The following is a 25089-nucleotide window of genomic DNA, read 5'->3' as shown; positions in this document are numbered from 1 at the left end:
TATGAGCCGATGATTTCAAGCCCGAAAGAGAGGTGAGAACGTTGGCTTATGATGGCACACTAAAATTTGATACAAGTATTGACAGTAAAGGCTTTCAATCCGGGATAGACGGAATAGGAAGCATAGCCGAAAAGGGCTTAAAGGCGACAGGTGCCATCCTGGCCGGAACCGCAACTGCAATAGGAGCTATCGGTGCAGCCTCAGTAAAGGTTGGCTCTGATTTCGAGGCTTCCATGTCAAAAGTAGCGGCTATCTCAGGAGCTACGGGCGATGATCTGAAAGCATTAACCGACAAGGCAAAGGAAATGGGTGCAACTACCAAGTTCAGTGCTTCCGAATCGGCGGATGCTTTGCAGTACATGGCTATGGCTGGCTGGAAAACAGATGATATGCTGAACGGCTTAGAGGGTATAATGAACCTGGCAGCCGCATCCGGCGAGGACTTGGCGACCACCTCAGATATTGTTACCGATGCCTTAACGGCGTTCGGGTTGTCCGCAGAGGATTCCACACACTTTGCGGATGTATTGGCACAGGCATCTTCCAACGCTAATACTAACGTTGGAATGATGGGAGAGACGTTCAAGTACGTAGCCCCGGTAGCTGGTGCTTTAGGATATACGGCGGAAGATACGGCCCTTGCAATCGGGCTTATGGCAAACTCCGGAATTAAGGCAAGCCAGGCAGGTACTTCTTTACGTTCCATCATGTCACGCATGGCAAAACCGACCAAAGAGGTTCAGGGAGCCATGGACAAGCTGAAAGTATCGCTGACAGACAGCAACGGCAACATGAAATCGCTTAATGAAGTGATGGGAGATCTGAGAAAAGGTTTCGCTGGTCTGTCGGAGGCTGAGGCGGCAGAAATGGCAGCTGCTCTTGGCGGACAAGAAGCGATGTCTGGCCTGCTTGCTATTGTAAATGCTTCCGATGATGATTTTGATAAACTGTCCGATGCTATTTATTCATGTGACGGTGCAGCAAAGAGAATGGCTGACACCATGAACGACAACCTGCAAGGTCAGATCACAATCCTAAAATCAGGATTAGAGGGGCTTGGTATTTCTCTGTATGAGAACATGGAAGCTCCGCTGAAAGAGGTTGTAAAAGAAGCCCAGAACATGGTACAGCAACTCCAGGATGCGTTTGATAACGGTGGACTGGATGAAGTTGTTACTACGGTCGGGGATATTTTCGCCCAGATCGTAGAGAAAGCCGCATCGGCAGCCCCGGATTTGATAGACGTAGCTTCCGACATGATCCAGTCGTTCTTGACTGGCATAAATAACAATCTACCGAAAATTGCTTCTGCAGGAGTAGATATAGTAACATCCCTCGGCTCAGCCCTGATTGAAAACACAGGATTACTCTGGAGTACCGGAGTGGCGTTGCTGGCTGAGGTCCTTTCTGGATTGGCGGACAACATGCCACAGCTGATAGAATCAGCGAAAGATGCGTTGTCGCAATTTGGTTCCGCCCTCGTAGAATATGCTCCGTCCATCGGAGAATCGGCGGCAAAAATAGTATCATACCTGGCAAGTGCGGTCATTGAAAATCTGCCTCAGATCATCGAGGTAGGAAAGCAGATCGTCCAGGGATTTATAACAGGAATTGAACAGGAGTTCCCAGGTCTGGGAGCTTTTTTAAGTGGATTATTTGATGGTTTCGCATCCACACTGGCACCGATAGCCCAGACTGTCGTAGATGCCCTGAGTAATATCTTCTCTGCTCTTGATGGAGCAGACCCGGAAACCATGGAGGCACTTGGCAAAGCAATCGGAACCATAGCCGCATCCGTAGCGGCGCTGAAAGTAGCTTCTGAGGTAGTCGGAGGAGTTAAGAGCCTCCTGAGCGTACTTGGTGGTTTTGGAAAAACTGCCAGAAGCATCATAGGCATAGTACCGAAAGTGGTAGAGGGATTCCAGTTATTATCCGGAGGAGCCGGAACATTCAGTGAAGTTCTTGCCCTGGAGTTCCCAAAACTCGCCGGAATCGTAACAAAGGTAACTGGTTCATTCGGTACACTTGTAAGCACCATATCTGGAATATTTACAAAGATAGGTGCAGTTGTAGGTCCGGCTATTTCAAAGATAGCAGGCCTTATTTCCAGCATAGGTCCTACCATAGCCGGAATAGGAGCTGTAATTGGCGGAACCGTCATGGCGGTAACGAACTTCTTTGGTATGCTCAAAGACGGTTTCAGCTGGGTAAAAGAAGCTCTGATGGTGATCGGAACTGTTATAGCTGCCGTAGGTGCTGTAATTCTCGGCGCACCTGCTTTGGTAGCCGCAGTCGTAGCCGGAATCGTAGCCGCAGTAGCCACCCTGGTTGTGGTAATCAAAGACCACTGGACGCAAATTGTCGATTTCTTCAAGGGAATACCTGACAAAATCGGTGAGGTAGTGGATTCTGTCGTAGCCTGGTTCCAGGAACTTCCTGGGCGAATTTCAACCTGGCTGACAAATACCATAACGGCGATTTCTGAGTGGGGTTCAGAACTTTACACGAACATCACAACTTTCGTAAGTGAAGCTATATCGGCGGTCGGAGACTGGTTCTCTCAGCTACCTTACAAAATCGGGTACGCACTCGGTACAGCCATAGGCACGATTATCCAGTGGGGTATCAACGTAAAAGACTGGGTAACAACCGAACTTCCCAAAATCATACAAAGCGTTGTAGACTGGTTCGCCCAGCTTCCAGGAAGAATCTGGACTTGGCTCGTAGGCGTGGTAAATAATATCATCGCCTGGGGTCAGAATATGTACGCCACGATAACCACGGCTGCCACAAACGCCGTTAATTCGGTTATAAACTGGTTTTCACAACTTCCGGGACGTATCTGGACTTGGCTGGTAAATACCGTCAATAACGTAATTCAGTGGGGGCAGAACTTATACTCCACAATGACCACGGCTGCCACAAATGCAATTAACAGCGTAACGAGCTGGTTCCAGCAATTACCGGGTAAAATCTGGACTTGGCTGGTAAACACGGTAACGAAAGTCGGGCAGTGGGCGATCGACCTGAAGAATAAAGGTGTCGAGGCGGCTCAATCCCTCGTGAACGCCGTAATTGATGGGGTTTCTTCTTTACCAGAAAAAATGAAAGAAGTCGGAGTGAACATCGTGAACGGTGTCTGGAGCGGAATTTGCAGTGCAAAGGATAAATTCGTAAGCGATGTCAAGAGTTTCTTCTCCGGAATCGTAGACGGTGTAAAGGATGCCCTGGACATCAATTCCCCGTCAAGGGTAATGAAAAAAGAGGTAGGTCGCTGGATTCCTCCTGGTGTTGGAGAGGGCATTGAGGAAGAAATGCCCGAACTGTACGACCAGACAGACGAGGAAATGGCGAAGCTGGCGGAACACATGCAGGCGGCAGTCGATGTGGAAACCGGAAAAATAACGGTTCGCTCCAAAGCTCAGGCAGAGCATACAGCTGATACCGAGATGCCGACAGGTGGAGATACCTATATTGACGAGCATATCGAGCAGGAAAATAACTACCATACACCGGTGGCAACGCCGAGTGAGGTATCAAAGGCTCAGAGAGAAGCAGCAAGGAAATTGTTAGGAGGTGTGAAATAGTGGCAAATTATATAGACTTTACTCTCGAATGTAACGGAATGGCTCTTACTTTTGGTAAGTCCGGATCCGGAGAGAAAAGAGAGTTCGGTATAACCAAAATTACCGGTCTGGAAGCATCAGAGCTTGAAATCAGCACCACAGACAACGCACTTGTTGACGGTTCCTCAGTGGATGGAAAGCGTATAAAAAAACGCCCCATCCACATAGAGGCAACTCTGAGAGACGACCGGAATAACGAGACAAACCGGCAGCGGATTATTAAGTTTTTCAATCCAAAATACACCGGGAAAATGACAATAGACCATAGCGGCACAAAAAGAAATATCGAGTACGAACTGGAGGGCTGGGATTTCGTTGCAAAAAGTAACGTATTTAACCAGCTCTCTATCGTTGTAGATCTCATGTGCCCGGATCCGATGATGAAAAATATTGACAACTTCGGCCAGAACATGGCGAACATCAGTAAATTGATAGCTTTCCCGTGGCGGTGCCTGAAGAAGAAAGTAGTAGTTCCGGATCCATACAAAGGACTGTGCCTCGGTGGGAACATTACCGGGTATAGAACGCTTTCAAAAGAGGTTCTGCTTCCGAATGATGGACACGTGCCGACCGGATTGCAGATACAATTTATTGCCGAAAGAGGCCCGGTCACAAACCCTAAAATTACGCTGGTACGGACAAAGAGTGGGGAAAACGGCAAGTTTATGAGAGTTAAGGTAGCCATGAACCAGGGAGACATTCTTCTGGTTGATACGAACACCAGACACCAGGTTATTGAGCTGAATGGCGTAAACGTATACCAGAAAATCGACAGATTATCAACGCCGTTCCTGCTTGAAGTAGGAAATAACTATCTGGAGTACGATGCTGATGAAAACTACACAAACCTGGACGTTAAGCTGTTCTATACTCCGTTCTATCTGGGGGTGTGATTATGCAACTTATTGTTTTGGACAAAGATTTTGAAACCCTGGGTAGCATACCTCTTTTCCGGACATTGATCTGGGCGAGACGGTATGAAAAGCTGGGGTGTTTTGAACTTTATACGTCAAAAGAGTATTTTCCGCTTCTGAACGCAGGACAGTATCTGTACCGGAACGATGCAAAGGAGCTGGGCGTGATTGATGAAGTAAATTACTCCCAGGATGAAAATGGAGCCAGAGAAGCCTATGCAAAAGGCAATTTTGCAGAAAAGCTCCTGACAGACAGAGTAATAGCCGGGACAATAACCCTAAGCGGAAACGTTGAGGAAGCCATGAGGAGGCTTGCTGATACTTCGGCTATAAATCCTACCGATGCAGACAGAAAAGTGGCTCATTTGAAGCTGGGAAGCCTCACAGGCATATCCGGGAATATCAATATGCAGGCTACCGGAGACAACGTAAGTGAAAAGCTGTACGAAATTGGCAACACAAAGGAAATCAGCCACCGGATAAGGTACGATTTCCTAACGAATGACCTCGCATTTGAGGTATGGCAAGGCGTTGACAGGAGAGATAGCCAGGAGGAAAACAGCTGGGCTATCTTTTCTAATTCTTTCTACAATATCCGGAATGTAGTTTACAACCGCAACCGCAGTTCCTATAAGAACTTTGCCTATGTTGCCGGAGCTGGCGAGGGTTCCGACCGGATCATCATCACGGTTGATGCTCGTCTACCCGGAGAGGAAAGAAAAGAAATCTGGGTTGATGCCAGGGATTTACAGCAAAAGGACGAGGACGGTAACGAGATTCCTCTGGAGACCTACAAGCAGCAACTCGACCAGAGGGGCAGAGAAAAACTGGCAGAGTACCGGATGGTAGAGACCATAAACAGTGGTGTAGATTACCAGGCGAACCTTGTCTATAAAAAGGATTTTGACCTGGGAGACTACTGCACCTATATAAACACAGAAGTCAATATTGCAACGGATAAACGTATCACGGAGGTAATGGAGACTTACGAGGGAGCGGCTACTGAGTTGGCTGTGACCTTTGGAACTGATGAAGTATCAACAGTACAACAGCTTATCAAAAGGGAGGTGTAAAGAGTGTCACTGAGATACGGTTATTTTGATTCTGAAATAAACGGCTATGACGAGGAGGGTATGCCTATCTTTGATAGAGCTGAATCCTCCGATTTTTTGGCGATGTTTATTTCAAAAATTATTAGCGATGGTGTCCTGGCAGATCCGGCAGACTGTTTCCAGGTAGTAGCCGGGGATGGGATGAACCTGATAGTCCGCCCTGGATTTGGCATAATTCGAGGTAGATTTGCGGCAGACACACAAGAATACACAATTACGCTTTCAAAAGCTCCTACAAGCTATAAACGCATTGACAGGGTAGTTTTGAGAGCAAACTATCTACTCAGATTGTGTGAAATCATCGTAAAAGAGGGAACACCAGATGCGAACCCGGTACCGCCGGAGCTTTTACAGCCGGCATCGGGGGATTATTACGAGTTATGCCTGGCAACAGTTCTGGTAAATTCAAACCAGACTGTTATCACACAGGCAAATATTACAGATACCAGATATGACAGTAGTGTATGCGGAGTTGTTACCCAGGTTATCGACCACCTGGACACCTCCGTATTTTTTAAGCAACTGTACCGGTTTTATGACGAATTTGTTGACCGGTCGAATACCTCTTACGAGGAATTTGTTAAGCAGATGGAAGCGTACCTGGCAAAACTCGAAACTTCCGGCAATAATCAGCTCCTGGATATTGTGAACCAGCTTACTGCATTTGAAAAAAGCTCTGAAAAACAATTCCGGGAATGGTTCGACAACGTAAAAGACCAGCTTTCAGAGGATGTTGCCGGGCATCTGCAACTCCAGCTGGACGATCACGAGGAAAGAATCCAGCGTTTGGAGCAGATTGTAGAAAGCGGCGAAATGGAAACTGCACTTGCAACGGCAGGAGGCGAGGAGCTTGCTACCGATGATGGTGAAGTTATAGCTGCCTTTTGGCAGTATCAAATCATTTAAGGAGGAACACAATGAAAAAAATCGGTGAATTACCTGCAATCACAGACGTCCCGGCCGGGAGCTTGCTGATTGTAAACACGGAAAATGGCACAAAAAAAATCACTTATGAGGATTTGTGCCAGGCGGTCAAAGCAACACTCGGCATACCTACGGTGGTGCAGAGTATCGACATCACAGAACCTGGGAATATCCCTGATGGTCCGGTTATTAAAGAGGCCTTTGATTCTATGAATGATCTTCTTCTCGGAGCGGCTACGTATAGTGCTGGAAAAGAGATTGAAATGTCATGGGCGGAACTCCGGGCAAAGATCAAGACAGAGGATTTTTCCGGATTGCATATCGGGGATTACAAAGACATTGTTCTGTCTACCGGAGAGGAAGCGAGAGTTGATCTGTCTGGATTTAATACGTACATGAACGTAGGAGATACGGCTATTCTGACAGAACCGCATCTCTATTTTACGTTCAGGGATTGCCTGAAGACTACGTATCAGATGAACTCCAGCAATACGAATACCGGAGGTACAGCGGCGGCAGCTCTTACAGCTACAGTAAACACGACCATTTATAACACGCTCCCGGCAGATCTGAGAGCTGTTATGAAAGAAGTACGCCGACTGGAAAACAACAAAGGAACCTGGGCGTGGGCTTCGAGAAAACTTTGGTTGCTCCAGGAAACAGAGGCGTTCGGAAGAAATAACTGGTCCGATGGCTATGATGGCGGAGGCATCCAGCTTCCTATTTTTGCTCACTCATACAGACACATTGTTAAGGGACTTGGCAAAGGAGCAGCGGAGCGTGGTTCTCGTACGACCTGGTGGTTGGCATCTCCGGACGCCAGCAGCACCACCTACTTCTGCGTTGTCAGCCTCAACGGCGATGCCAGCTACAACTACGCATCCGGCTCGTTTGGCGTAGCCCCTGGCTTCATAATCGCTTAATCTTCCAATCTCGCCCCCTTGTGGGGCGGTTGGAAGATGGAGGAGGAATAAAGTAAATGAGCGTATTGAAAAATAATAGAGGTACGTCAGAGCTGGAATTTTACCATACGGCGATAAAGCTACGTAAAGAGATTACCCAGAACCTATTACGGGATTTTGGTGTAAAAAATAGGGATGCAGTCAGATCAAAGAATTTCCCGGATGATGAATTGCGAGTAAAGATAGTCCAAGAGTACCCGAAAATGGAATTGTTTTTCAACAAGTACACCCGGATGCAAGAAGAAATCCGCACTCGTGACGTTGTATCGGAATATCCATACTGGCTGGTTTTCCGGTTCCGGGATGAAATGATGGATTTGCTGAAACAGCTTATTGATAATATCACGGATGCAAACAGTATTTACCCGATAAATCTGCATGAGCTGGAAGTGAGGCGAGACTATCAGACAGCAGCAATCGGAGCATGTGAAAAGATGCTCCAGGAATTACAGTATATCATCGAGGTACTGCCGGCCGATGCAAATAAACTACTCCGGTATGTGGATATGATAGACAAAGAGGTTGCCCTTTTGAAAGGATGGAGAAAGGCGAATGGTAAAATTGCTAAACGCCTGGACAAACAACAGGAGGGAAACCAAAAACAAAAACCATCAAAGTGCAAAAACCAGCCGTAACAGGCTGTTTTTGAGGTTATTTTCTGTACGTGGTTCTCGTACGAACTGGTGGTTGGCATCTCCGAACGCCAGCAACACCACCAACTTCTGCAATGTCAACAACAACGGCAATGCCAACAACAACAACGCATCCAACTCGTTTGGCGTAGCCCCTGGATTCTGTGACGGCGGACTATGATTAGGTTTGTGAACCGTTCCGCTGTATCTCGGAAGGAGAAAATAACCGTCCCGAAAGGGTGAATTTGCTCAGCTGTTCTCTTATGCCCGGAGAATGGCTCTTGCTTGATATAAGCAGTCGGACGCTGCTTGCATGGCATGAGGTCTGTGCTTATCCTCATGTTTCATGGCTGGTCTTATTACGCAGATAGAGTAAGCACACAATCTGTACAAGGAGGTTAGGGCATATTTTTAAGACAATATGACAAGTGAAGAAAGAAAAGAAGCTCGATACCAGAGGAGAAAAGCATCGAGACAGAGGAGACGTGAGGAACGGTTAAAGGAATATGACGATTTTGACCGGGTTAAGGATGCGAACAACCTCATAACTGCCTTTAAGAAATCAAAATCCGGAGTTGACTGGAAAGCATCCGTACAGCGGTATGAAATGAATCTGCTCAGGAATATCAACAACACCGTAAAGGCGTTGGAATCCGGAGAGAATGTGTCGCAAGGGTTTATTGTTTTCTGGTTGTGCGAAAGAGGAAAACTACGTCTGATAAAGAGTGTTCATATCTGGGAAAGGGTAATACAGCGTTCCCTATGCACCAATGCATTGGTTCCGGTTCTGCAGACTGGTTTAATCTACGATAACGGAGCCAGCATGGAGGGAAAAGGTATTCATTTTGCCCTGAACAGGCTGGATGCACACTTGCACAGGTTTTACCGCCGGAATGGTTTCTCAAATGATGGCTACATACTGGTTATTGATTTTTCTAAGTATTTCGACAACATACTGCACGAGCCTGTTTATCAGGATTTGCAGAAAAATTTCACAGACGAGCGGATCATCAACCTTGCGGCACAGTTGATCCGCCCTTTTTGTGCTGATAGGAAAGATGGCAAAGAGATTTCGCTAGGAATTGGCAGTCAAATATCACAAATCCTGGCGGTGCGTTTCCCAAATGGCATAGATCATTTTATAGAGCAGGAGCTTGACGTACATGAACACGGCAGGTATATGGATGATTCCTACCTGATACATGAAAGCAAGGAGTATTTACAATACTGCTTAGAAGCCCTGAAAGAGAAATTTGCTGAAAAAGGTATCATAGTCAATACAAAGAAAACGCAGATCATCAAATTGTCGTCCTGGTTTACTTTCCTAAAATTCAGGTACAAACTGACCGAGACCGGCAGAGTGGTTGTTAAGCCATGCAAAGATTCCGTTACCAGAGAACGTAGAAAGCTGCATAAGCTAAAACCTAAATTTGATAATGGAGAGCTGAACTTCGGGGATTTGAGAACGCAGTATGCTTCCTGGAGAGGGTACATAGAGTACGCCGATTCCTACCGCACAATCTGTAACATGGACAATATTTTTAATCAGCTGTATGTACCGGCTGGAGAATGGAGGTAAAAAATGAATCGCTTAAAATTCAAAGGCAGCGACCAGTTTTATACTGGAGAGGTAACGCCCATCGGAAGAAATAAGGTCTCCATCGAATTTGTTGGAGGCATACCGAAAGGCATTGATACCTCTTTGATTGAGGCTTTTACTCCTGGAGGGGTGAAGTTCCTGGAATTAACAGGGTTCACAACAGAGTACAGACGAGTGGATGCAAGTCTGGTTCTCTCAAATGATGGCTCTGTTTTTGTGGGTGAAATCATCCAGGAGATCGACCAGGAAAAAGCTCTGGAGGATGCAAAAGCATCCAAGAAAAACGAAATGTGCAGTATTTGCAACGCTACAATTATTGCCGGATGTGATGTCACGGTTTCCGGTTCCATGGAACATTTCCGACTGACAACTGACGATCAGCTGAATTTGTTCGGAAAGCAGATCCAGCTCATGACAGGTTCTGAGAGGTTCGAGTACCACGAGGACGGTAACCCTTGCAGATACTTCTCTGCTGAGGAAATGCAGAAAATCATCACAGCCACCATGGCATATAAAACGTACCACACAACGTATTGCAATGCTCTGAATATGTGGATCAAGAACGCAGAAACCCTGGAGGAAGTAAATTCTATCTACTACGGGGTTGAAATTCCGGAAGCCTACCAGAACGAAGTCCTTAAAGACCTCATTGTGAAGATGGGCTCATGAGGAAGCTGGTTAAATTCTTGATCTTGCTGTCGTCCGGAGGATTGATATACGTTTTGATAGAGTTTCTTTACAGAGGGAGAAGCCACTGGAGCATGTTCCTGGTAGGTGGGATATGCTTCGTTCTGATTGGAGGTCTCAATAACTGGTTCCCCTGGAACTGGTCCATCCTCCGACAGATGGGTATATCAGCCGCCATTGTGACGGCGGTAGAATTTGTTTCTGGCATACTGCTGAACATGGTCCTGAACTTGGACGTATGGGATTACAGTAATATGCCTTTTAATATTTACGGTCAGATATGCCTGCCGTTTACGGTGATCTGGTTCTTTCTTTCGTTCCTGGCTATTGTGGCGGATGATTTTCTCCGCTGGCTATGGTTCGGGGAGAGATTCCCTGAATACCACCTTTTCACAAAGGAGGAGTAGGGCTTTGGAGGAAAAAGAACTTTTAGAGCTTCAATGTAGCATCATCGAATGGCAGAAAAATATCATAGGGGAGCTTATGAGACTGTACAGCACAGAACCGGAGTTTCACATACCGGAGGAATTGCAGCAGCAAATCCACGAGGTAAAAGAAATGTACCGGAAGCTGAACACACTATAACCGGAGAAAGGAGGTCGTCATGGATGAAGTAGTGGTTCTTTCAATACCGCAGATCATTATTACTTTCGTGGCAGCCATGGGGATTCCGTCAGCATTGACGAGTTACATGCTCAGCCGCCATGAAAAACGCCTGGAGAAGCGTGACGAGCAGAGGGAAAAAGAGAGAGCAAAGAAAGAAAAGGACATGGACACGCACCAGAAGTTACTCCTGGAGACAATCAATGCATCTCTCGCCCTCGGAGAAGCCACGGCAAGGGCTGTTCAGCGCATTCCGGATGCGAAATGCAACGGTGATATGCACGCAGCCCTGGAGTATGCTCAGAAAGTAAAACACGAGCAGAAAGATTTCCTCCGGGAACAGGCACTCGAAAATCTACATGAGGTGCCTTAAATTTGGCATTTTGCCTTGTGAGTGAATATTTCCTCACATAAACACACCAAAAGCCCCCACGAGCCTATAACGCTTTCAGAGGCACCAATATTTCAAACAGGAGGTACATAGAAATGGCAACCAATGTAATTTTAATCTTTGTTATCGTAGTCGGTGTTATCCTTGTAGGAACCGGATTGTATGTTTACTTACGCAACCGCTCCATGGAGGAGATCAGAGCGGATGTTTACCATCTGTTCCTTGTTGCAGAGCATACGTTCACAGAATCCGGATCTGGTAAACAGAAAATGGAGTGGGTTATCAGTAAGGCGAGAGGCCTCTTGCCTGGCTGGCTCCAGACCTTTGTAACCGATGAAGTGATTCTCCGGATTATTCAGGGCTGGTTTACAGCAGTCAAGGATTTACTGGACGATGGTAAATATAATAATTCGGCAAAATAAAGCAGAATGAGAGAGCCTGGGCGAAAAGCCTGGGCTTTTTCATATCCGGAAAGGAGCAGAGAATGACAGAAAAACAAATGTTTGATTTTCTGGTGACTGGCGGACTGTCAGAACATGGAGCGGCGGTTCTCCTGGGACATTTCCAGGCTGAAAGCGGTCTGAACTCCAGAAACCTGCAGAACAGCTTCCAGAAAAAGCTCGGTCATACGGACGATTCGTACACAGAGGCTGTGGACAATGGAACGTATGGCAATTTTGACCGGGATGGAGCCGGCTATGGTCTGGCTCAGTGGACTTACTGGAGCAGAAAGGCGAATCTTCGTAATTTTGCAGAACAGGCAGGAAAGAGCATCGGGGATCCGGAAATGCAGCTTTCTTTCGCACTGCATGAGCTGAGCGGTTACAAGACTGTTATTCAGGCTTTGAAAACAGCAACGTCAATCCGGGAAGCATCGGACATTGTTCTGGAGCAGTACGAGAAGCCGGCAGACCAGTCCAAGGCAGTAAAAGTAAAAAGAGCCGGGTATGGCCAGGAAATTTACAATCGCTGTACCGGCAGAAATGAGGAGGAAAAAGAATTGAAAACGAGAAGTGAAGTAGTGAACCTGGCAAACAGCTGGTTGGGAAAGAATGAGGCAGACGGCTCATATAAGAGTATCATCGACATTTACAACAGTTTTACCGGAAGTTTTCCGAGAGGAACCAAGATGCAGTATTCATGGCCTTGGTGTGCTTGTACATGGTCTGCCCTGGCTATCAAGCTGGGATATACAGACATTATGCCTATCGAGATCAGCTGTTATTACCTGATCGAGAGAGCAAAAGCCATGGGTATTTGGATTGAGCAGGATAACCGGGTACCTAAAATCGGTGAGGCTGTTCTGTATGACTGGAGCGATGGTACAGATTACGCCACCACGGACAACACAGGTACTCCGGATCATGTCGGCGTAATCGTGGAGGTACACGAATCAGCCGGCTATTTTGTTGTTGTCGAGGGTAATTACTCCAACGCCGTGAAAAAGCGTACTCTTTCCATCAACGGCAGATATATCCGTGGCTTTATCAGTCCTAAGTATGATGCTGATGGAGGTACAGTACGGTTTCAGACACCAGGAAAGAGTGTTGAGACAGTAGCGAGAGAAGTTATTGCTGGTACCTGGGGAAATGATCCGGAACGCAGCAAGAAGCTGAAAGCAAACGGTTACGATCCTGTCACAGTCCAGGCAAAAGTAAATGAGATTCTGAATGGCTCTGCTGCGAAGCCGTCCGGAACTACTCCGGAAGTGAGTGCCACAAAATCCGTTACAGCTTCCGACTACGCCCAGAAAGGTCCGGATTCTTCCGTGGCTGGTACCTACAAAACAACCGCTGACCTCTACATGAGACACGGAGCCGGAAAGAATAAGAAAGCCATGGTTGTTATTCCGGAGGGAACACCTGTCAGCTGTTACGGCTATTACAGCATTTCTGGAGGTGTGAAATGGCTGTATATCCAGGTTGTTCTTGACGGGGTAAAGTACACCGGCTTCAGCTCCGGAGCATATTTGAAAAAATAATTGTTTCCAGGAGGTGTGAGCCATGTGTTTTGCAAAACTACTTGCAGTTATCTCCATAGTGGCTGTTGCTGTGGTTCTGCTGGCTGTCACAGATTCTGCACTGGCAATTCACATAGCAGGACACTATATGTCGGAATGATTGTTAGAGAGCAGTAAAATGTAACATGTAAATGAAAGTCATGTAAACCACCTGTGGTTACTGGCAAAGCAAGGAAAAACATATCACGAATCACGAGCAGGAACCGGGCTGTAAGCTATATCATCTGTTATAACATTTGTTATAGCATTACACCCGGAAGTCCTGTTTTTCTATACCATTTCTGTTGAACAAAGTTTCTGAAAAGAGCAATATCAAAAATGCACAAATCGGTAAGTTGCCGTTTGGGTAAAATTTCAAATCGGTGCGAAAACAATTTCTTTGATATAATTATCATCCGTGGCTTAAAAGGCAAATTCAGGCATTTTAGGCACTGTCTCGCAGGTTGTCATTTTCGTGGGTTCACGAAAAAGGTCAGCAACTGTCACAATGCACAATCCCAGGTTTTCAAAATGTAATATATGCACAATGTAAGAAAAACGTGAAAAATAACGTTACTAATTCTGTTTTTGCTACTCATAATAATGAGTGAAACTCTCTGTACTCATATCTCGATTTATTTAATGCTTCTTATCTTAATGTTGCCGGGAATTTCTCATTTTTCCAATATAAAACATTATTTGTAACGTTACTAATAACATTAAAAACACCGTTACAAAATAATAAACAAAATAGAATTATTTATTATTTATAAGAAATATACTCGCATTCTGGACGGAAACGTTATGAATAACGTTATCAAAAAAACTTTTCAAAAAAATGAAAAAATAGGTTTGACAAACTCAATATAATGAGCTAAAGTTAAGCCAACAAAAGAGATAACTCATAAAAATGAAACACGAAACGGAGGAATCGAGATGCTGAAACAGCTTGCTAATATGACTACAGAAAAACTCATTGAAATGTTTGAACTTACAACAAATATGAACGATGAAAACATCCCGACAGTCAGAGGCTGGCTGATGGATGAAATCGAGAAAAGAAACCCGGACGGATTCGACAAATGGTTAGACAGCGAGGATCCGGAAGATAACACCCTGAGAAAATACATTCTGGTATAGAGGAGGTCGTAAAGATGGCAAAAATTATTCAGTTCCCGGCAAAGAGCAGCAACGCATATACAAATCTGGAACAGCTGATTGCAGTTTCTGACAGCACAGCTTCCCTTGAACAATATTTCGAGGTTATGGCAGTTTGTGATGAAGCCGGTTATTTTCTTCCAGGTGAAATCGAAAAGTTGACCGAACAGGTAAGACAGAAACGCCTTGACCTTGCAAAACCGGAGTTGAAACCGGCGGTTAATGCGGATACTCCTGGATTATATATCTACTGTCCGGAAATGGGCGAACAGAAACCTCAGTGCCAGATTGAGGCAGCCAGAAGCTACTACGGCAGACATTACCACATCAGCACACCTTTAGAGCTGAAAGGTCGTGGTATCACATTTGACAGAGTTCTGGAAGCAAAGAACCTGACAGAAAGATACCAGTACAAGGCTGGCTGGAATGAATACACAGTAACTGAGAGAGCGTTCGATATGCTCCAGCAGAAATACAGTATATCCCAGGAAAGTCTCCTGGATTGAGAAAGGCGGAAAAGATATGAAAAATGTAATCATCAAAGATGGAAAAATTTATAGCGAGAGCTTTGGTAAGGTTGATGTATTTGAGATAGTGGACAAGATCCCGACCGGGTTCTTTGTCTGGAATATCGGCGACAATATGGGTCACGATGAATATATACCGGTCTGCCAGGATTTACGGCCAGGAGATAAAGACAGTTTCGAGATCAACGCACGTACACTAAAGGCTATTAAGCTCAGCATGGAGGAAGTACAGCTGTTAAGAAAAGCTGCCGGCTATGGAGTTAATTCAAAGGAAACAGCTGAAAAAGCGTTGAGGAGCAAACGTAAAGGTCGCATGAGTGATATTAAGAGAGTTCATGCAGAAAAAACGATAGATATTTTTAACAGAATTTCAAAGTAGAACACAGGAAGAAAGGCGGTTTTGAGCATGAACAGAAATGAAATCATCGAGAAAATGCGTAAAGACGGTTACCCGTATAAGATTGTCGGAAACGGTGGATATGAAGCCACTCTTTCTGGAATACAGCCACTTTCCGGCGGAGATTACATGGCAATCTACAGATACCCAGGCGGAGAGTGCTGTCACTGCCTGGAAGAAATAAAGACTTGTTTCACGGTGGTAGAACAGTAGGAGGTTTTTGTATGAGACAGAGAAAAAGAAAGACCGTATGGGCTTACCTGGATGGTAAGAAATTGGTAAATGTTGTTCAGGCAGCTCTTGACAATAACATGATGGCGGATGATCTGAAAGCACAGCTGGTAAAAGAAAATCCAGGTCATGAAGTGGTGTTCAAAGTAGAGTAGGAGGAAAAGGTCATGAAGTTGGAAATCGAAGTAAAACGCCGCAGGTTCAGCGTTACCCAGGGGCAAGCGGATGTGTACGTGAATGGGGAAATGGTAATTTCTTTCGGCGATACAATAGAGATCATCAATGACGGCCAGCCGTACTACAGTGAAAAAATTGGTAATTGGGCGAGTATCGTTCCGGATTCTAAGTTTATCGGAGGGCTGTTGTTCCATCCATACGACGATGTGTACCACTACAGCGAAAAAGTAAAAAGAATCCTGGATGCGGAGGCGGAAAGGTTGGAGGCTATGAATTGGCATATTGAAACATCGGACGGCATCAAACAGGAGATGCAGATCCGGGAGGGATTCGAGGAGTTTCTTTCAATGGCTGTTCTTCGGTTCATGACAAAGCAGTGGGGAGAGGTGGAACCGGAGGAGGTAGAACATAACAACAAGAACCCACAGGCAGCAACCGGAGCTTATATATTCCAGGATGAAATAAAGGTGTATGTAAAGGCAGAAAACGGAGCGGTCAGAGTGTTTCTTCCGGAAGAATGGTAGGTGATGGCTGTGTGGCTGATACCGAATGAGGATGAATACTGGGAGCATGTTCGTGAGAGCTTGGAAGCACCCAGAAAAAACGAGGAGCCATATCTGGATGAGGGTACGCTGTTCCTGGATGATGAAATAGAGGAACTGGAGAAAAAGTACGGTTGTTTCATCGAGGAGTTGTACGAGGGCGATCTGGAGGAAATCGTTCTGGAAAAAGAGGGCATCGTTCCGGAATCTGCCAGGTACGACCCTCAATTTGACTGTATAGTATTCAAATATTACGAGGAGGCTTGTTAATCATGAACAGAAAAGAGACAACGGAGTTTCTGGGGAGGCTACTCAAAAAAGAGAGGTTCGGAGGAATTGGGAAGTATTGGGCGAGTGAAGTCAGCATTGATCCATGGTCCACAAAAGGTAAAGGGAAACGAGTGGACTACATGCAGTTTATCCCGGACAATCAATGTGCTATATCAGCATTGGAAAAAGGGATTTTCGTATGCTACGAGGTAAAGAGTTGCAAAGAGGATGTATACAGTGGAAACGGTTTGAATTTCCTGGGGGAAAAGAATTACATAGTTACAACGATGCAGTGTTATAAGGACATTCTCCCGGACATGAGGAGCGGTAAGTTCTGGAAACACTTGCAGGAGGTTTTCCCGGAATCCTCAGCCCATATCGGTATCATGGTTGCAATACCGTATATGTCAGAGGCTACAGACGAGTTCGAGAACCCTACGCCCATTGACGGGGAAGTAAACAGGTGGAAGCTGGCTGTTATAAAGCCGTGCAATATAGGATTGAGAAAAAGGTCCATGACAGAGCTGTTATTCTGTATGCTCAGGAGCGGACAATGAAAGGAGCAGCACATGAAAGAAAGACACGCACAAATTTTGGAAGCTATTAAGAGCTTCTACCAGGAGAACGGTTTCTGTCCGACTGTTCGCCAGATCGGGGATATGGTAGGGCTGAAATCCACGTCAACCGTGATAACGCACCTGAAAGCGATGGAGAAAGCCGGTCTGATTATCCGGAACGAATTTTCGCCACGTTCAATCATAATTCCGGGTTTTAATGACAGAAAACCCGAAAATGATAACGTTTTCGGTAAAATTGAAACGGAAAACACCGGTTTTGAACCGGTTTTCGTACTGCATGGATTCTGGATTACCGGCGATGATGCTGGAGTGGATGTCTTTGCAGTCTCTCCGGATCCTGAATATCTCCGGGAGAGAATGAGAGAGGAAGCGGAGGAGCTGTTGGCTGGGTTCCAAAACAGCGGCACAACCTTTGAAGTGGAAAACATCGAGGAAACCGGTACAAAGTACGAAGTAGAGGGCAAGTACGGCGATATGGTAAAGCTGTACATAACAGAACACGAGGTAGAGGGAGGCGAAAAGAGTGGCAAGCAATATTTTATACCTGAGAATGAAAAAGGCTGTTAAAAGGCTGAATAGAAGCCTTGACGAGAAGAAAAGGCTCATAAGGATTTACAAGAGAAGAACTGCAGACCTCCGGAGGAGGCTGGCAAAGGTCAGCCGGGAAAAGGCAGTCCTGGAGGATGGATATGTGGTGGAGTGGTGCTTGCACTGTGAACGCCAGGTAGTCATGCTCTGGAATGTAAAAGAAGATGGTATGGTGGCATATTGCCCGTATTGCAGCCAGAGAATGATGCTTTGCGAAAAGTGTTCCGGCGAGTGCGATTATAACTACGGGAACGATACTTGCAAAGAAATGTAGATAGAGGATGCAGAATGGATAATATTTTTTGGATATATGAGATAAAACAGCGAGCAAAATGATTTGTGGAGGGAAAAGAAATGGATAGATATAAAAAATACTTAGATGACAGCGGCAATCTGAAAGACAACAAAATAATTGTAGACATCCGAAAAGCTGCTGATATGTACGCAAACGGTGAGATTGTCGAAACACATGATTTACTTTTGGATATCGTAAGCGTGTTGGACGATTGGATGCATTAGGATTTAATGGAGGGAAAATGAGAGAATGTATATCAACGGCAGAGAAATTGGGGAAAGAACTGAGGGGTAGTTACGAATGCTGGAACCATATTCTGCAGAATGGCGCCGGTGATCCGTTTTGGGAAGATGGTGCGAATATGAACCTGGTACGTAATCATATCATTTACTACAAAAGACAGTGCGAAGCTGAGTTGCTTCCTGAAGAATACCCGGAGGAGTATTTCTGGGGGCTCCCTACAGAGGTGGACAATAAATATATGGCACTCCCGGAAGAAATCCGGAAACACGCCATAGAAAGCCTGGCAGCATACGAAGCAAATGAAGATTACCAGTATTTGAAAGAGGCTGTAAACAGGCTCACAGAGAAGCAGAAAAGCCAGATCAGCATCACGAACGTAATTAACTATGTTGCCGGTCTTAAAAGTTTTATAAAAAATGATTCTCTGGTGGAAATGAGGAGGCATGAGCATCCGGAGACGTATATGGAATCGTTCCAGGAGTGCCGGGAAAAGGCGGAAGCTATTCTGAACCAGGAACCGGAGGAAAAGCCGCTTCCTACCGGTCAGCTGTCTTTGTTCGATTTGTTCGGATTGACAATGGGCGGATAACTGCGATAGCATAAAGAAAAACCAGGAGGTAAAAAGGTGAAAGCAGTAGATTTTATTGTAAAACATATAGACGAAAACGGAATGACACAATCAGAAGCGGCGGCGGTTGCCGGAATGAGCCGTCAGAATTTCTGGGACAAGCTGAATAACAGAAACCCACGGTTTAACACCATGACACGTATTTTAGATGCTTTTGGGTACCAGATCCATGTTGCCAGGAAAGATGGGGAAACGCTAAACTTCTGTGAGGCGGATTTCTTTGCAACAGCGGAAAAAGAAAATCTGTACTACGATTCCCTGGAGGCAATCCTGGTTTCTATGGGGTACCTGTTGGAAATCAGCAAAAAGGCTGAGAAATAAAGCATTTTGATGAAATGGAACGTCCTGAAAAAATGGGCGTTCTTTTTTATTGCAAAAATAATATCAAAAAATGAAAAAATAGGTTTGACAAACTCAATATAATGAGCTAAAGTTAAGCCAACAAAAGAGATAACTCATAAAAATGAAACACGAAACGGAGGACACAAAAATGACATATTCTTTCAGTGATTACAGAAATTCACTTTCAGAGAGAAATAGACAGGACATCGAATCTAAGGAATGGGAAACGGCCCAGGAAAAGGTTAATGAGGTTGTAAAAGGTCTCTTAAATCAAAAGGATATGAGAATGGCAAGAGAAATCGAGGGAGAAATGATTGATCTACTCGATTCAATGTACAGCATTCCAGATTTTGCAGAAACAAAGAAAATCAGGGAGGACATTCTCAGAACCGTAAGAGAAAATATCGAATTACTGAGAAACAGTGGTTTTGAGGATATAGCAAAAGAGATTGAAAAGGAAATGGAGGATGTATAGATCATGACAAAGCAGGAATTTGAAAATATGGCTTGCGCAACAGTGACAGCTGAAGAATATAAAATTATCGAAAAGGTTTATACATGGCACCCGGCAATCCGGAACACGGACGGCAAAAACCAGATTGCAACAATCTTCCTGGCAGGAGGAATGGCTGTTATTCAGGATATGGTGGAAACGGCTGAAATGGCAATGGAGATCGACAATGAACGCCGTGAGCTGGAGGCGAAAATGAACGCTCTGAAAGAGAGAACTGACCGTTTATCATCCGGGGATAAAACTTTTGAAAAATGCCGGAAAGCTGTTGAAAGGGTCTTTGATTCTTCGGAAACGCCAGAACACCTGGAAAAAGGCGTGATGAAATTGAGAGATAGTTACGCCATTGAGGATTTGCAGGAAGCACGTAGACAGTTGGGATATTAGGAGGTATGGAATATGAGCAAATGGATTAGATGGTTCAAACACAATGAATCAATATACCCTGAGGTGGGGCAGATGCCTTTGAAAGATTTAGAAAGCGTGTTAAAGGAGTTCGGAAGCGAAGCGAGAAAGGTTTTGAAAGAAACCGGGGCAGATCATGTGATATATGCCACAAAGGAATATGACGAAGAAGATGAAGTAAAAGAGGTAAACTTCTACATGATTCCGCTGGATGATGCAGAGTTTCACCGGAGAGTAAAGAGCTTTCAAGAAACTACACCAAAATCAATGATATATGCAGTACACAAATTATAGAGAGGAGAGTACCAATGAAAGAGAGCAGTATTTTTGCGATTATCCGGGCAATAGACCCGGACAACGCACCATACATCATCCAGGACAGCGAAATCGTAAGACATTTCCAGAGAGCAGCTGAATATTTGAAAAACGGAAATAGAAAACTTGCAGGCTTCTGTTTCCGGGGAGCTAAAGAAAAGGTCGCACAGTTCGGAGAGTATTATTTGACACCGGCGAGCATCCGGGTAGGCGATGGAGTAACGGTAAACCTCTGGAGTGACAGATACGCCGCAACCGTTACCAAAGTTACAAAGAGTACGGTTACTGTCCGTAGAGATAAGGCTACGCTCAATCCGGATTTTAAGCCGGAATGGATTCCTGGAGGATTCGCCGCACATTGTACAAATCAGGACGAGCAGACATACACCTACGAGCCGGACGAAAACGGTACGGAGTACACATTCCGTTGGTCCAGAAAATACCAGAGATACGGTCAGCCAGGAAATCTGTCACTGAGCAAAGGCCGTCATGAGTTCTATGATTACAATTTTTAGGAGGTAGAGAAATGAGCAAAGAGAAAAAAATCAGCGAAATGGAAAACAAGAAAGAGCAGTTCGTAGCACTGGCAAAAGAGGTATATCCTCTAATCGAACAGATCAGGGAGGCACTGGCAAAAAGTCCATTCGGGGAATCTGCCAGTATCAGCATCAGCACTGACGGTTACATGGAGTTCCGCCCGTATGATAGCGGCTGGAGGCTGAACAGATACCGCTGTGATAGCACACCGGTAGCGCAGTATGAGTACCAGGAGAAGATCGTTCTGGAGGAGGAAAAGTAGATGGCAGATAGAGGAAATCATCGCTTAAATGCGGAAATCGAGAGACACATCAATCAGTGGTACGGCACTGTTCACGGTCAGGTTATTAAGAACATGTACGAGAATGGTTCGGATTATGAGAGCATTTGTGAAGCGGCGAACATTGACTATGAAGATTATGAGGAGGAGTGAACCTATGACAGTGCAAGAAGCTGAAAAAGCTGGAATGAGTGACATTGATATTGCCCTGGGTATCGTGACTGGAGAGTTAGAGGATGAATCGGAACCGGTTGAATACCGGGATCCGGTTCATGGAAGAATCACAAAGACCAGGCTTGACCCGTACCATGATGTAAAGGTGTACGAGGATGGCTACGAGGAGCGGTACTACATAGGAGATTAGGAGGAAAACCATGGTAAAAACAGTAAAAATCACTACTGACAACAAAATATCGGTTGAGGAGCTTCCGAACTGGAGCCTTGGCTCCTGGGGAAAGGCAATCGGGGCTGATTGCACAGAGACTGTAAAAACCCAGATCATGTATGACCTGTTTCGTGAGCCGGTTGTAATGATTGTTGATGAATCCGGACTTGTGAAAAACAGAGAGGTAAACGCTGTCGGTTCGTTCCTTTATGGCATCCAGAACCACGGAACGCCGATTGTTGGAGACATCATTTTCGGACTGCAGAACGGTCCGGATATTCTGCCACTCGCAGATGCGGAGCTGGTGAAATTCTTTTTAAAAGATCATTTTCCGTTACTGGAGGAGGTACAGAAGTGACAATCAGAGAAGCAGGAAAAGGCGTGGTCGTGGGTGATACCGGCGCCCAGACCTATCGCATTGGTTTTAACGGTAACGATGAAACAGAGCTGGACGCAAAGAACATGAGCGAGCTGGAAGAATTGTGGCGGTCGTTGTGTCCAGAGTTCGGATGCAAGGCAAACAGCGTGGATTATGTGGAAAGGGTGTAGGAAATGAGCATAGCAGTAAAAGAATTAAACAAAGACCTGATTCACAGGGCGAATAGTAACAGCTTTGGCGGAAAGAGGGGCGATATATCCGAGCATGAATATCAGGTGTATGTGGAGAGAGTGCTGTCCTGGCCGATCTCAGAGGAGAAAAAGCAATCCATCCTGGATAAACTGCATGAGAAATGGAGTGAAATGCTGAAATATGAGGCACAGCATGTCAGCGTAATGGTGGCAGGCCCAGCAAAGTACAATTCCAGGAAGCTGGATAAGTCAGATAAAATCCTGGAGCTTTCCGCAGCTTTTTCGGAGTGGTTCAAAGACTTGGAAGATCAGATAAAAAGAGGACAGCAGAAAAACGATAAGGCGGAGAAATTGTTGAAGCTGATTGAGTTCTGCAGGAAGCCGGACAATCCGTGTGATCCTACAAACCACCTGGCAGAATTGGCAATGTATGATAACGCCTCTTTCATCCGGATTTACGAGGAGTTGTACCCAGAATATAAGTGGCGTAAGAACAGCACTATTGCGAAGCTGTACCAGAAGTCGCTTGCCGGAGAAATTAAGGAAATCCGGAAAGAGGTATTTTTCGAGGATACAAACCTTACGGCATACAAAGAGGGCGACAGGGTTTATATAAAATTCCTGATGCGACCGAAACGGCAGCTGATTGTAGCACTGAAATCTCGTGGATGGTGGTGGAACAGCTATAAGAACGCCTGGAGTACATACCCGGATAAGCTGGATCCGGAATGGGTGGCATCTATCAGTGAGAAATACGCAAAGTACATTTAGGAGGTCTGAAATGAATTATATTTGTTCGAAGCAAGGAAAGATTGACAAGCTCTGGGGGCGTTTTATTAAGCACCTCCTGGAGCTGGAGGCGGCAGGAATCAAGGTGGAATACATCCGGAAAGGCGAAGTGATCCTGAACGGGAAAAGGTTCGAGCCGGTATACAAGGAAAATACAATGAGCTGGGAGCCGATCGGCTGGAGATATGAACCAGGTCAGAATTACATCACGTTTGTAGGTTATGACATATCGCCGCTGATTAAGTACCTGACGAAAGACAGAGGCAAAAATGGTCTGCCGCTGGAGGATGCCGTAGAGGAGTGCTTCGGTGCAAACACTCCGGAAAATTACGAAAAGGGTGTCCGGTTCGTGGCAAGCCTGGGGAAAATGGGAATTATTCCGTCATACGAGGCAGACAGGATTGTTTCCCAGATGGACGAAATAATCAGCCAGGAGGGGTAAAGCATGGAATTTCCACGAGTATCAATAAAAAGGCAGAATGAGGCTATAACGCAGTTTGGAGGCATGGAAATGTTTCCTCCGGTCGAAGAATTTGCACAGCAGGTAGCCAGGTCAACGGATGCGGCTATTACATCATGCCTGGACAAAGTAGTAGGTCCTGGGTGGGAGCTGGAAAAGGTGGAGATGGAACGCCTCCCGAATACCGACCCAACAAAGGCAGGAACCAGGTACAGAGTAAGCTATGATGGAAAACCGGTAGGGAAGATCAGGAGCATTATCGCAGTCCAGGAAAACAAGGCAATCGGTAATTTGTATGTGGAAATGGTGGAGGATTAAAAGGACATGAAAAAATACGAGTTAAACAGAAAGCAGTACGATCGCACCCGCAAGATGGATCACAATGACATGAAAGAGTATCTGAACGCAGTATATGAGAACGGGTACAGAGCTGGAGAGAGAGCCGCATCTGAAAAAGCAGCAGAGGTTCCGGATCTGATCGGTCTGGAGGAAGAAATGCAGAATATCCGTGGTATCGGAGGAGCAAAAGCAAGAGCGGTGTGTGAGGTTGTAAAGATTTTCTTTGAGAGAAAGGTGGCTGGTCCTGATGAAACCGGTTCTGAAATATCCGGGAAGTAAATGGAGGATTGCCGGAGAGATTGTGGCAAGGATTCCGGAGCATCACACGTACCTGGAGCCGTTCTTTGGGAGCGGAGCCGTATTCTTCTCAAAGGAGCCGAGCAGAATTGAAATGATAAATGACCTTGACAATAACGTGCCGAACCTGTTCCGTTGCATAAGGGATGATTCTGACAGACTGGCCAGAATTGTTGCGACAACGCCTTATTCCAGACATGAGTATGAGAGGGCGTTCGCATCGAATGAGGAGCAGGACGATTTCCAGAGAGCGGCTGACTTTCTGACTACATGCTGGCAAGGTCATGGGTTCCGGACAAATGGGTACCGGGTGGGCTGGAAAAACGATGTACACGGTCGGGAGAGTATGTACGCTCTCCGGAACTGGTACAATCTGCCGGAGGTTATCCTGGAGACTGCAGAACGCTTGCGGTGTGTCCAGATAGACAACAGGCCGGCACTGGAAATAATAAAGAGGTTCAATTATCCGGATGTTTTCATGTACATAGACCCTCCGTATATCCTGGGAACCAGGACAGCAAAACAGTACAAGCATGAAATGACGGATGCAGACCATGAGGAGTTACTGGGTGTCCTGAAAAACTCAGAGGCTATGGTAATGATAAGCGGTTATGAATCGGAACTTTACGACAGCATGTTAAAAGGCTGGCACAAGGAGCAGTTCCGGTCAAATGCTGAATACGGAGGAAACAGGGTAGAAACTGTCTGGATGAATTACGAGAGGCAGTTTACTATAAAAGATTTTCAACAGGAAAAATTATTTTAAGGAGGATTG

At 45.5% G+C, this 25089-nt stretch carries 41 protein-coding genes; all 41 read left to right on the top strand.

Features of this window, described 5'->3' with window-relative positions; all coding sequences use genetic code 11:
* Positions 1–41: 41 nt before the first annotated feature.
* The 41 genes from ACESZP_RS01030 to ACESZP_RS00830 all read left to right on the top strand — a co-directional run bounded on the left by ACESZP_RS01030 (position 42) and on the right by ACESZP_RS00830 (position 25080).
* Entirely contained in the window at positions 42–3587 is a 3546-nt protein-coding gene (locus ACESZP_RS01030) for a phage tail tape measure protein (RefSeq protein ID WP_499707747.1), read from the top strand.
* Positions 3587–4519: a phage distal tail protein gene (locus ACESZP_RS01025; RefSeq protein ID WP_227338534.1), complete on the top strand. Its 933-nt coding sequence runs from the start codon at positions 3587–3589 to the stop codon at positions 4517–4519. Before ACESZP_RS01030 ends, ACESZP_RS01025 begins: the two co-directional genes overlap by 1 nt.
* 2 nt (positions 4520–4521) lie before the next feature.
* The gene (locus ACESZP_RS01020) at positions 4522–5613 is read left to right on the top strand and encodes a siphovirus ReqiPepy6 Gp37-like family protein (RefSeq protein WP_227338533.1); all 1092 of its coding nucleotides are present in this window, start codon (positions 4522–4524) and stop codon (positions 5611–5613) included.
* Positions 5614–5616: 3 nt separating this feature from the next.
* The gene (locus tag ACESZP_RS01015; protein WP_499707746.1) at positions 5617–6558 is read left to right on the top strand and encodes a hypothetical protein; all 942 of its coding nucleotides are present in this window, start codon (positions 5617–5619) and stop codon (positions 6556–6558) included.
* An 11-nt stretch (positions 6559–6569) separates the two neighbouring features.
* Positions 6570–7499, top strand: coding sequence for a DUF6273 domain-containing protein (locus ACESZP_RS01010; RefSeq protein ID WP_499707745.1), 930 nt, complete (start codon positions 6570–6572; stop codon positions 7497–7499).
* Between the two features lie 56 nt (positions 7500–7555).
* Complete coding sequence (locus tag ACESZP_RS01005) at positions 7556–8173, top strand: hypothetical protein (RefSeq protein ID WP_147600838.1); 618 nt, start codon at positions 7556–7558, stop codon at positions 8171–8173.
* A complete protein-coding gene (locus tag ACESZP_RS01000) occupies positions 8091–8351 on the top strand; it encodes a DUF6273 domain-containing protein (protein ID WP_227338530.1) in 261 nt (86 codons plus the stop codon). Before ACESZP_RS01005 ends, ACESZP_RS01000 begins: the two co-directional genes overlap by 83 nt.
* Before the next feature lie 240 nt (positions 8352–8591).
* Positions 8592–9749: an RNA-directed DNA polymerase gene (locus ACESZP_RS00995; protein WP_147600837.1), complete on the top strand. Its 1158-nt coding sequence runs from the start codon at positions 8592–8594 to the stop codon at positions 9747–9749.
* A gap of 3 nt (positions 9750–9752) precedes the next feature.
* On the top strand, positions 9753–10439 hold the full coding sequence (locus ACESZP_RS00990; protein WP_499707744.1) for a DUF4376 domain-containing protein: 687 nt from the start codon (positions 9753–9755) through the stop codon (positions 10437–10439).
* The gene (locus tag ACESZP_RS00985; protein WP_215678393.1) at positions 10436–10864 is read left to right on the top strand and encodes a putative ABC transporter permease; all 429 of its coding nucleotides are present in this window, start codon (positions 10436–10438) and stop codon (positions 10862–10864) included. Before ACESZP_RS00990 ends, ACESZP_RS00985 begins: the two co-directional genes overlap by 4 nt.
* A 4-nt stretch (positions 10865–10868) precedes the next feature.
* Positions 10869–11042 (top strand): hypothetical protein, encoded by a 174-nt coding sequence (locus ACESZP_RS00980; protein ID WP_215678390.1) that lies wholly within the window; start codon positions 10869–10871, stop codon positions 11040–11042.
* Between the two features lie 19 nt (positions 11043–11061).
* Positions 11062–11433, top strand: a complete 372-nt coding sequence (locus ACESZP_RS00975) for a serine/threonine protein kinase (protein WP_499707743.1) — start codon at positions 11062–11064, stop codon at positions 11431–11433.
* Between the two features lie 113 nt (positions 11434–11546).
* A complete protein-coding gene (locus ACESZP_RS00970; protein ID WP_215678387.1) occupies positions 11547–11873 on the top strand; it encodes a hypothetical protein in 327 nt (108 codons plus the stop codon).
* A 62-nt stretch (positions 11874–11935) separates the two neighbouring features.
* Positions 11936–13432, top strand: a complete 1497-nt coding sequence (locus ACESZP_RS00965) for a phage tail tip lysozyme (protein WP_499707742.1) — start codon at positions 11936–11938, stop codon at positions 13430–13432.
* A gap of 954 nt (positions 13433–14386) precedes the next feature.
* Positions 14387–14590 (top strand): hypothetical protein, encoded by a 204-nt coding sequence (locus tag ACESZP_RS00960; protein ID WP_147600833.1) that lies wholly within the window; start codon positions 14387–14389, stop codon positions 14588–14590.
* A gap of 14 nt (positions 14591–14604) precedes the next feature.
* On the top strand, positions 14605–15114 hold the full coding sequence (locus ACESZP_RS00955) for a hypothetical protein (RefSeq protein WP_499707741.1): 510 nt from the start codon (positions 14605–14607) through the stop codon (positions 15112–15114).
* Between the two features lie 16 nt (positions 15115–15130).
* Positions 15131–15514 carry a hypothetical protein gene (locus tag ACESZP_RS00950; protein ID WP_147600831.1) on the top strand — a complete coding sequence of 128 codons (384 nt, stop codon included), beginning with the start codon at positions 15131–15133 and terminating at the stop codon, positions 15512–15514.
* A 27-nt stretch (positions 15515–15541) separates the two neighbouring features.
* Positions 15542–15745, top strand: a complete 204-nt coding sequence (locus tag ACESZP_RS00945; RefSeq protein ID WP_499707740.1) for a hypothetical protein — start codon at positions 15542–15544, stop codon at positions 15743–15745.
* An 11-nt stretch (positions 15746–15756) separates the two neighbouring features.
* A complete protein-coding gene (locus ACESZP_RS00940; protein WP_215677212.1) occupies positions 15757–15918 on the top strand; it encodes a hypothetical protein in 162 nt (53 codons plus the stop codon).
* A gap of 12 nt (positions 15919–15930) precedes the next feature.
* The gene (locus ACESZP_RS00935) at positions 15931–16464 is read left to right on the top strand and encodes a hypothetical protein (protein WP_499707739.1); all 534 of its coding nucleotides are present in this window, start codon (positions 15931–15933) and stop codon (positions 16462–16464) included.
* A gap of 3 nt (positions 16465–16467) precedes the next feature.
* Positions 16468–16752 carry a hypothetical protein gene (locus ACESZP_RS00930; protein WP_499707738.1) on the top strand — a complete coding sequence of 95 codons (285 nt, stop codon included), beginning with the start codon at positions 16468–16470 and terminating at the stop codon, positions 16750–16752.
* A gap of 2 nt (positions 16753–16754) precedes the next feature.
* Positions 16755–17309, top strand: a complete 555-nt coding sequence (locus tag ACESZP_RS00925) for a hypothetical protein (protein WP_215677214.1) — start codon at positions 16755–16757, stop codon at positions 17307–17309.
* Positions 17310–17321: 12 nt separating this feature from the next.
* The gene (locus ACESZP_RS00920) at positions 17322–17897 is read left to right on the top strand and encodes a LexA family protein (RefSeq protein WP_499707737.1); all 576 of its coding nucleotides are present in this window, start codon (positions 17322–17324) and stop codon (positions 17895–17897) included.
* Positions 17881–18192, top strand: a complete 312-nt coding sequence (locus ACESZP_RS00915; protein WP_499707736.1) for a hypothetical protein — start codon at positions 17881–17883, stop codon at positions 18190–18192. The genes ACESZP_RS00920 and ACESZP_RS00915 overlap by 17 nt, the downstream gene beginning before the upstream one ends.
* Before the next feature lie 80 nt (positions 18193–18272).
* Positions 18273–18437 carry a hypothetical protein gene (locus tag ACESZP_RS00910; RefSeq protein ID WP_499707735.1) on the top strand — a complete coding sequence of 55 codons (165 nt, stop codon included), beginning with the start codon at positions 18273–18275 and terminating at the stop codon, positions 18435–18437.
* Between the two features lie 17 nt (positions 18438–18454).
* On the top strand, positions 18455–19045 hold the full coding sequence (locus ACESZP_RS00905) for a hypothetical protein (protein WP_499707734.1): 591 nt from the start codon (positions 18455–18457) through the stop codon (positions 19043–19045).
* 36 nt (positions 19046–19081) lie between these two features.
* Complete coding sequence (locus ACESZP_RS00900) at positions 19082–19405, top strand: hypothetical protein (RefSeq protein ID WP_499707733.1); 324 nt, start codon at positions 19082–19084, stop codon at positions 19403–19405.
* Between the two features lie 169 nt (positions 19406–19574).
* Positions 19575–19901 carry a hypothetical protein gene (locus tag ACESZP_RS00895; protein ID WP_499707732.1) on the top strand — a complete coding sequence of 109 codons (327 nt, stop codon included), beginning with the start codon at positions 19575–19577 and terminating at the stop codon, positions 19899–19901.
* A 3-nt stretch (positions 19902–19904) separates the two neighbouring features.
* Positions 19905–20324 (top strand): hypothetical protein, encoded by a 420-nt coding sequence (locus ACESZP_RS00890; RefSeq protein WP_418424452.1) that lies wholly within the window; start codon positions 19905–19907, stop codon positions 20322–20324.
* A gap of 12 nt (positions 20325–20336) precedes the next feature.
* A complete protein-coding gene (locus tag ACESZP_RS00885) occupies positions 20337–20636 on the top strand; it encodes a hypothetical protein (protein WP_418424449.1) in 300 nt (99 codons plus the stop codon).
* Positions 20637–20650: 14 nt separating this feature from the next.
* Positions 20651–21172, top strand: a complete 522-nt coding sequence (locus ACESZP_RS00880; protein ID WP_499707731.1) for a hypothetical protein — start codon at positions 20651–20653, stop codon at positions 21170–21172.
* Positions 21173–21183: 11 nt separating this feature from the next.
* Complete coding sequence (locus ACESZP_RS00875; protein WP_147600819.1) at positions 21184–21456, top strand: hypothetical protein; 273 nt, start codon at positions 21184–21186, stop codon at positions 21454–21456.
* Positions 21457–21627: a hypothetical protein gene (locus ACESZP_RS00870; RefSeq protein WP_215677223.1), complete on the top strand. Its 171-nt coding sequence runs from the start codon at positions 21457–21459 to the stop codon at positions 21625–21627.
* A 4-nt stretch (positions 21628–21631) separates the two neighbouring features.
* On the top strand, positions 21632–21838 hold the full coding sequence (locus ACESZP_RS00865) for a hypothetical protein (protein WP_147600818.1): 207 nt from the start codon (positions 21632–21634) through the stop codon (positions 21836–21838).
* Positions 21839–21848: 10 nt separating this feature from the next.
* The gene (locus ACESZP_RS00860) at positions 21849–22217 is read left to right on the top strand and encodes a DUF3846 domain-containing protein (protein WP_227338508.1); all 369 of its coding nucleotides are present in this window, start codon (positions 21849–21851) and stop codon (positions 22215–22217) included.
* Positions 22214–22408 carry a hypothetical protein gene (locus tag ACESZP_RS00855; RefSeq protein ID WP_147600816.1) on the top strand — a complete coding sequence of 65 codons (195 nt, stop codon included), beginning with the start codon at positions 22214–22216 and terminating at the stop codon, positions 22406–22408. The genes ACESZP_RS00860 and ACESZP_RS00855 overlap by 4 nt, the downstream gene beginning before the upstream one ends.
* A gap of 3 nt (positions 22409–22411) precedes the next feature.
* Positions 22412–23200, top strand: a complete 789-nt coding sequence (locus tag ACESZP_RS00850) for a hypothetical protein (protein WP_147600815.1) — start codon at positions 22412–22414, stop codon at positions 23198–23200.
* A gap of 10 nt (positions 23201–23210) precedes the next feature.
* A complete protein-coding gene (locus tag ACESZP_RS00845; RefSeq protein ID WP_499707730.1) occupies positions 23211–23660 on the top strand; it encodes a hypothetical protein in 450 nt (149 codons plus the stop codon).
* Positions 23661–23663: 3 nt separating this feature from the next.
* Complete coding sequence (locus ACESZP_RS00840; RefSeq protein WP_147600813.1) at positions 23664–23996, top strand: hypothetical protein; 333 nt, start codon at positions 23664–23666, stop codon at positions 23994–23996.
* Between the two features lie 6 nt (positions 23997–24002).
* Entirely contained in the window at positions 24003–24296 is a 294-nt protein-coding gene (locus ACESZP_RS00835; RefSeq protein WP_499707729.1) for a hypothetical protein, read from the top strand.
* Positions 24265–25080: a DNA adenine methylase gene (locus tag ACESZP_RS00830; RefSeq protein ID WP_499707728.1), complete on the top strand. Its 816-nt coding sequence runs from the start codon at positions 24265–24267 to the stop codon at positions 25078–25080. Before ACESZP_RS00835 ends, ACESZP_RS00830 begins: the two co-directional genes overlap by 32 nt.
* The last annotated feature ends 9 nt before the right edge of the window (positions 25081–25089 follow it).

The sequence above is a fragment of the Candidatus Dorea massiliensis AP6 genome (assembly GCF_964245105.1).
GTDB lineage: Bacteria > Bacillota > Clostridia > Lachnospirales > Lachnospiraceae > Laedolimicola > Laedolimicola intestinihominis.
The sequence above is the reverse complement of the archived record's forward strand: the minus strand, read 5'-3'. Positions and strand labels throughout refer to the sequence as shown.

Bases quoted from the DNA above. Each gene is read 5' to 3' on its own strand.
- ACESZP_RS01020 (WP_227338533.1), top strand. From the start codon at position 4,522: ATGCAACTTATTGTTTTGGACAAAGATTTTGAAACCCTGGGTAGCATA.
- ACESZP_RS01010 (WP_499707745.1), top strand. From the start codon at position 6,570: ATGAAAAAAATCGGTGAATTACCTGCAATCACAGACGTCCCGGCCGGG.
- ACESZP_RS01005 (WP_147600838.1), top strand. From the start codon at position 7,556: ATGAGCGTATTGAAAAATAATAGAGGTACGTCAGAGCTGGAATTTTAC.
- ACESZP_RS01000 (WP_227338530.1), top strand. From the start codon at position 8,091: ATGGTAAAATTGCTAAACGCCTGGACAAACAACAGGAGGGAAACCAAA.
- ACESZP_RS00995 (WP_147600837.1), top strand. From the start codon at position 8,592: ATGACAAGTGAAGAAAGAAAAGAAGCTCGATACCAGAGGAGAAAAGCA.
- ACESZP_RS00990 (WP_499707744.1), top strand. From the start codon at position 9,753: ATGAATCGCTTAAAATTCAAAGGCAGCGACCAGTTTTATACTGGAGAG.
- ACESZP_RS00985 (WP_215678393.1), top strand. From the start codon at position 10,436: ATGAGGAAGCTGGTTAAATTCTTGATCTTGCTGTCGTCCGGAGGATTG.
- ACESZP_RS00975 (WP_499707743.1), top strand. From the start codon at position 11,062: ATGGATGAAGTAGTGGTTCTTTCAATACCGCAGATCATTATTACTTTC.
- ACESZP_RS00970 (WP_215678387.1), top strand. From the start codon at position 11,547: ATGGCAACCAATGTAATTTTAATCTTTGTTATCGTAGTCGGTGTTATC.
- ACESZP_RS00965 (WP_499707742.1), top strand. From the start codon at position 11,936: ATGACAGAAAAACAAATGTTTGATTTTCTGGTGACTGGCGGACTGTCA.
- ACESZP_RS00960 (WP_147600833.1), top strand. From the start codon at position 14,387: ATGCTGAAACAGCTTGCTAATATGACTACAGAAAAACTCATTGAAATG.
- ACESZP_RS00955 (WP_499707741.1), top strand. From the start codon at position 14,605: ATGGCAAAAATTATTCAGTTCCCGGCAAAGAGCAGCAACGCATATACA.
- ACESZP_RS00950 (WP_147600831.1), top strand. From the start codon at position 15,131: ATGAAAAATGTAATCATCAAAGATGGAAAAATTTATAGCGAGAGCTTT.
- ACESZP_RS00945 (WP_499707740.1), top strand. From the start codon at position 15,542: ATGAACAGAAATGAAATCATCGAGAAAATGCGTAAAGACGGTTACCCG.
- ACESZP_RS00940 (WP_215677212.1), top strand. From the start codon at position 15,757: ATGAGACAGAGAAAAAGAAAGACCGTATGGGCTTACCTGGATGGTAAG.
- ACESZP_RS00935 (WP_499707739.1), top strand. From the start codon at position 15,931: ATGAAGTTGGAAATCGAAGTAAAACGCCGCAGGTTCAGCGTTACCCAG.
- ACESZP_RS00930 (WP_499707738.1), top strand. From the start codon at position 16,468: ATGGCTGTGTGGCTGATACCGAATGAGGATGAATACTGGGAGCATGTT.
- ACESZP_RS00925 (WP_215677214.1), top strand. From the start codon at position 16,755: ATGAACAGAAAAGAGACAACGGAGTTTCTGGGGAGGCTACTCAAAAAA.
- ACESZP_RS00920 (WP_499707737.1), top strand. From the start codon at position 17,322: ATGAAAGAAAGACACGCACAAATTTTGGAAGCTATTAAGAGCTTCTAC.
- ACESZP_RS00915 (WP_499707736.1), top strand. From the start codon at position 17,881: ATGAAAAAGGCTGTTAAAAGGCTGAATAGAAGCCTTGACGAGAAGAAA.
- ACESZP_RS00910 (WP_499707735.1), top strand. From the start codon at position 18,273: ATGGATAGATATAAAAAATACTTAGATGACAGCGGCAATCTGAAAGAC.
- ACESZP_RS00905 (WP_499707734.1), top strand. From the start codon at position 18,455: ATGAGAGAATGTATATCAACGGCAGAGAAATTGGGGAAAGAACTGAGG.
- ACESZP_RS00895 (WP_499707732.1), top strand. From the start codon at position 19,575: ATGACATATTCTTTCAGTGATTACAGAAATTCACTTTCAGAGAGAAAT.
- ACESZP_RS00890 (WP_418424452.1), top strand. From the start codon at position 19,905: ATGACAAAGCAGGAATTTGAAAATATGGCTTGCGCAACAGTGACAGCT.
- ACESZP_RS00885 (WP_418424449.1), top strand. From the start codon at position 20,337: ATGAGCAAATGGATTAGATGGTTCAAACACAATGAATCAATATACCCT.
- ACESZP_RS00880 (WP_499707731.1), top strand. From the start codon at position 20,651: ATGAAAGAGAGCAGTATTTTTGCGATTATCCGGGCAATAGACCCGGAC.
- ACESZP_RS00875 (WP_147600819.1), top strand. From the start codon at position 21,184: ATGAGCAAAGAGAAAAAAATCAGCGAAATGGAAAACAAGAAAGAGCAG.
- ACESZP_RS00870 (WP_215677223.1), top strand. From the start codon at position 21,457: ATGGCAGATAGAGGAAATCATCGCTTAAATGCGGAAATCGAGAGACAC.
- ACESZP_RS00865 (WP_147600818.1), top strand. From the start codon at position 21,632: ATGACAGTGCAAGAAGCTGAAAAAGCTGGAATGAGTGACATTGATATT.
- ACESZP_RS00860 (WP_227338508.1), top strand. From the start codon at position 21,849: ATGGTAAAAACAGTAAAAATCACTACTGACAACAAAATATCGGTTGAG.
- ACESZP_RS00850 (WP_147600815.1), top strand. From the start codon at position 22,412: ATGAGCATAGCAGTAAAAGAATTAAACAAAGACCTGATTCACAGGGCG.
- ACESZP_RS00845 (WP_499707730.1), top strand. From the start codon at position 23,211: ATGAATTATATTTGTTCGAAGCAAGGAAAGATTGACAAGCTCTGGGGG.
- ACESZP_RS00840 (WP_147600813.1), top strand. From the start codon at position 23,664: ATGGAATTTCCACGAGTATCAATAAAAAGGCAGAATGAGGCTATAACG.
- ACESZP_RS00835 (WP_499707729.1), top strand. From the start codon at position 24,003: ATGAAAAAATACGAGTTAAACAGAAAGCAGTACGATCGCACCCGCAAG.
- ACESZP_RS00830 (WP_499707728.1), top strand. From the start codon at position 24,265: ATGAAACCGGTTCTGAAATATCCGGGAAGTAAATGGAGGATTGCCGGA.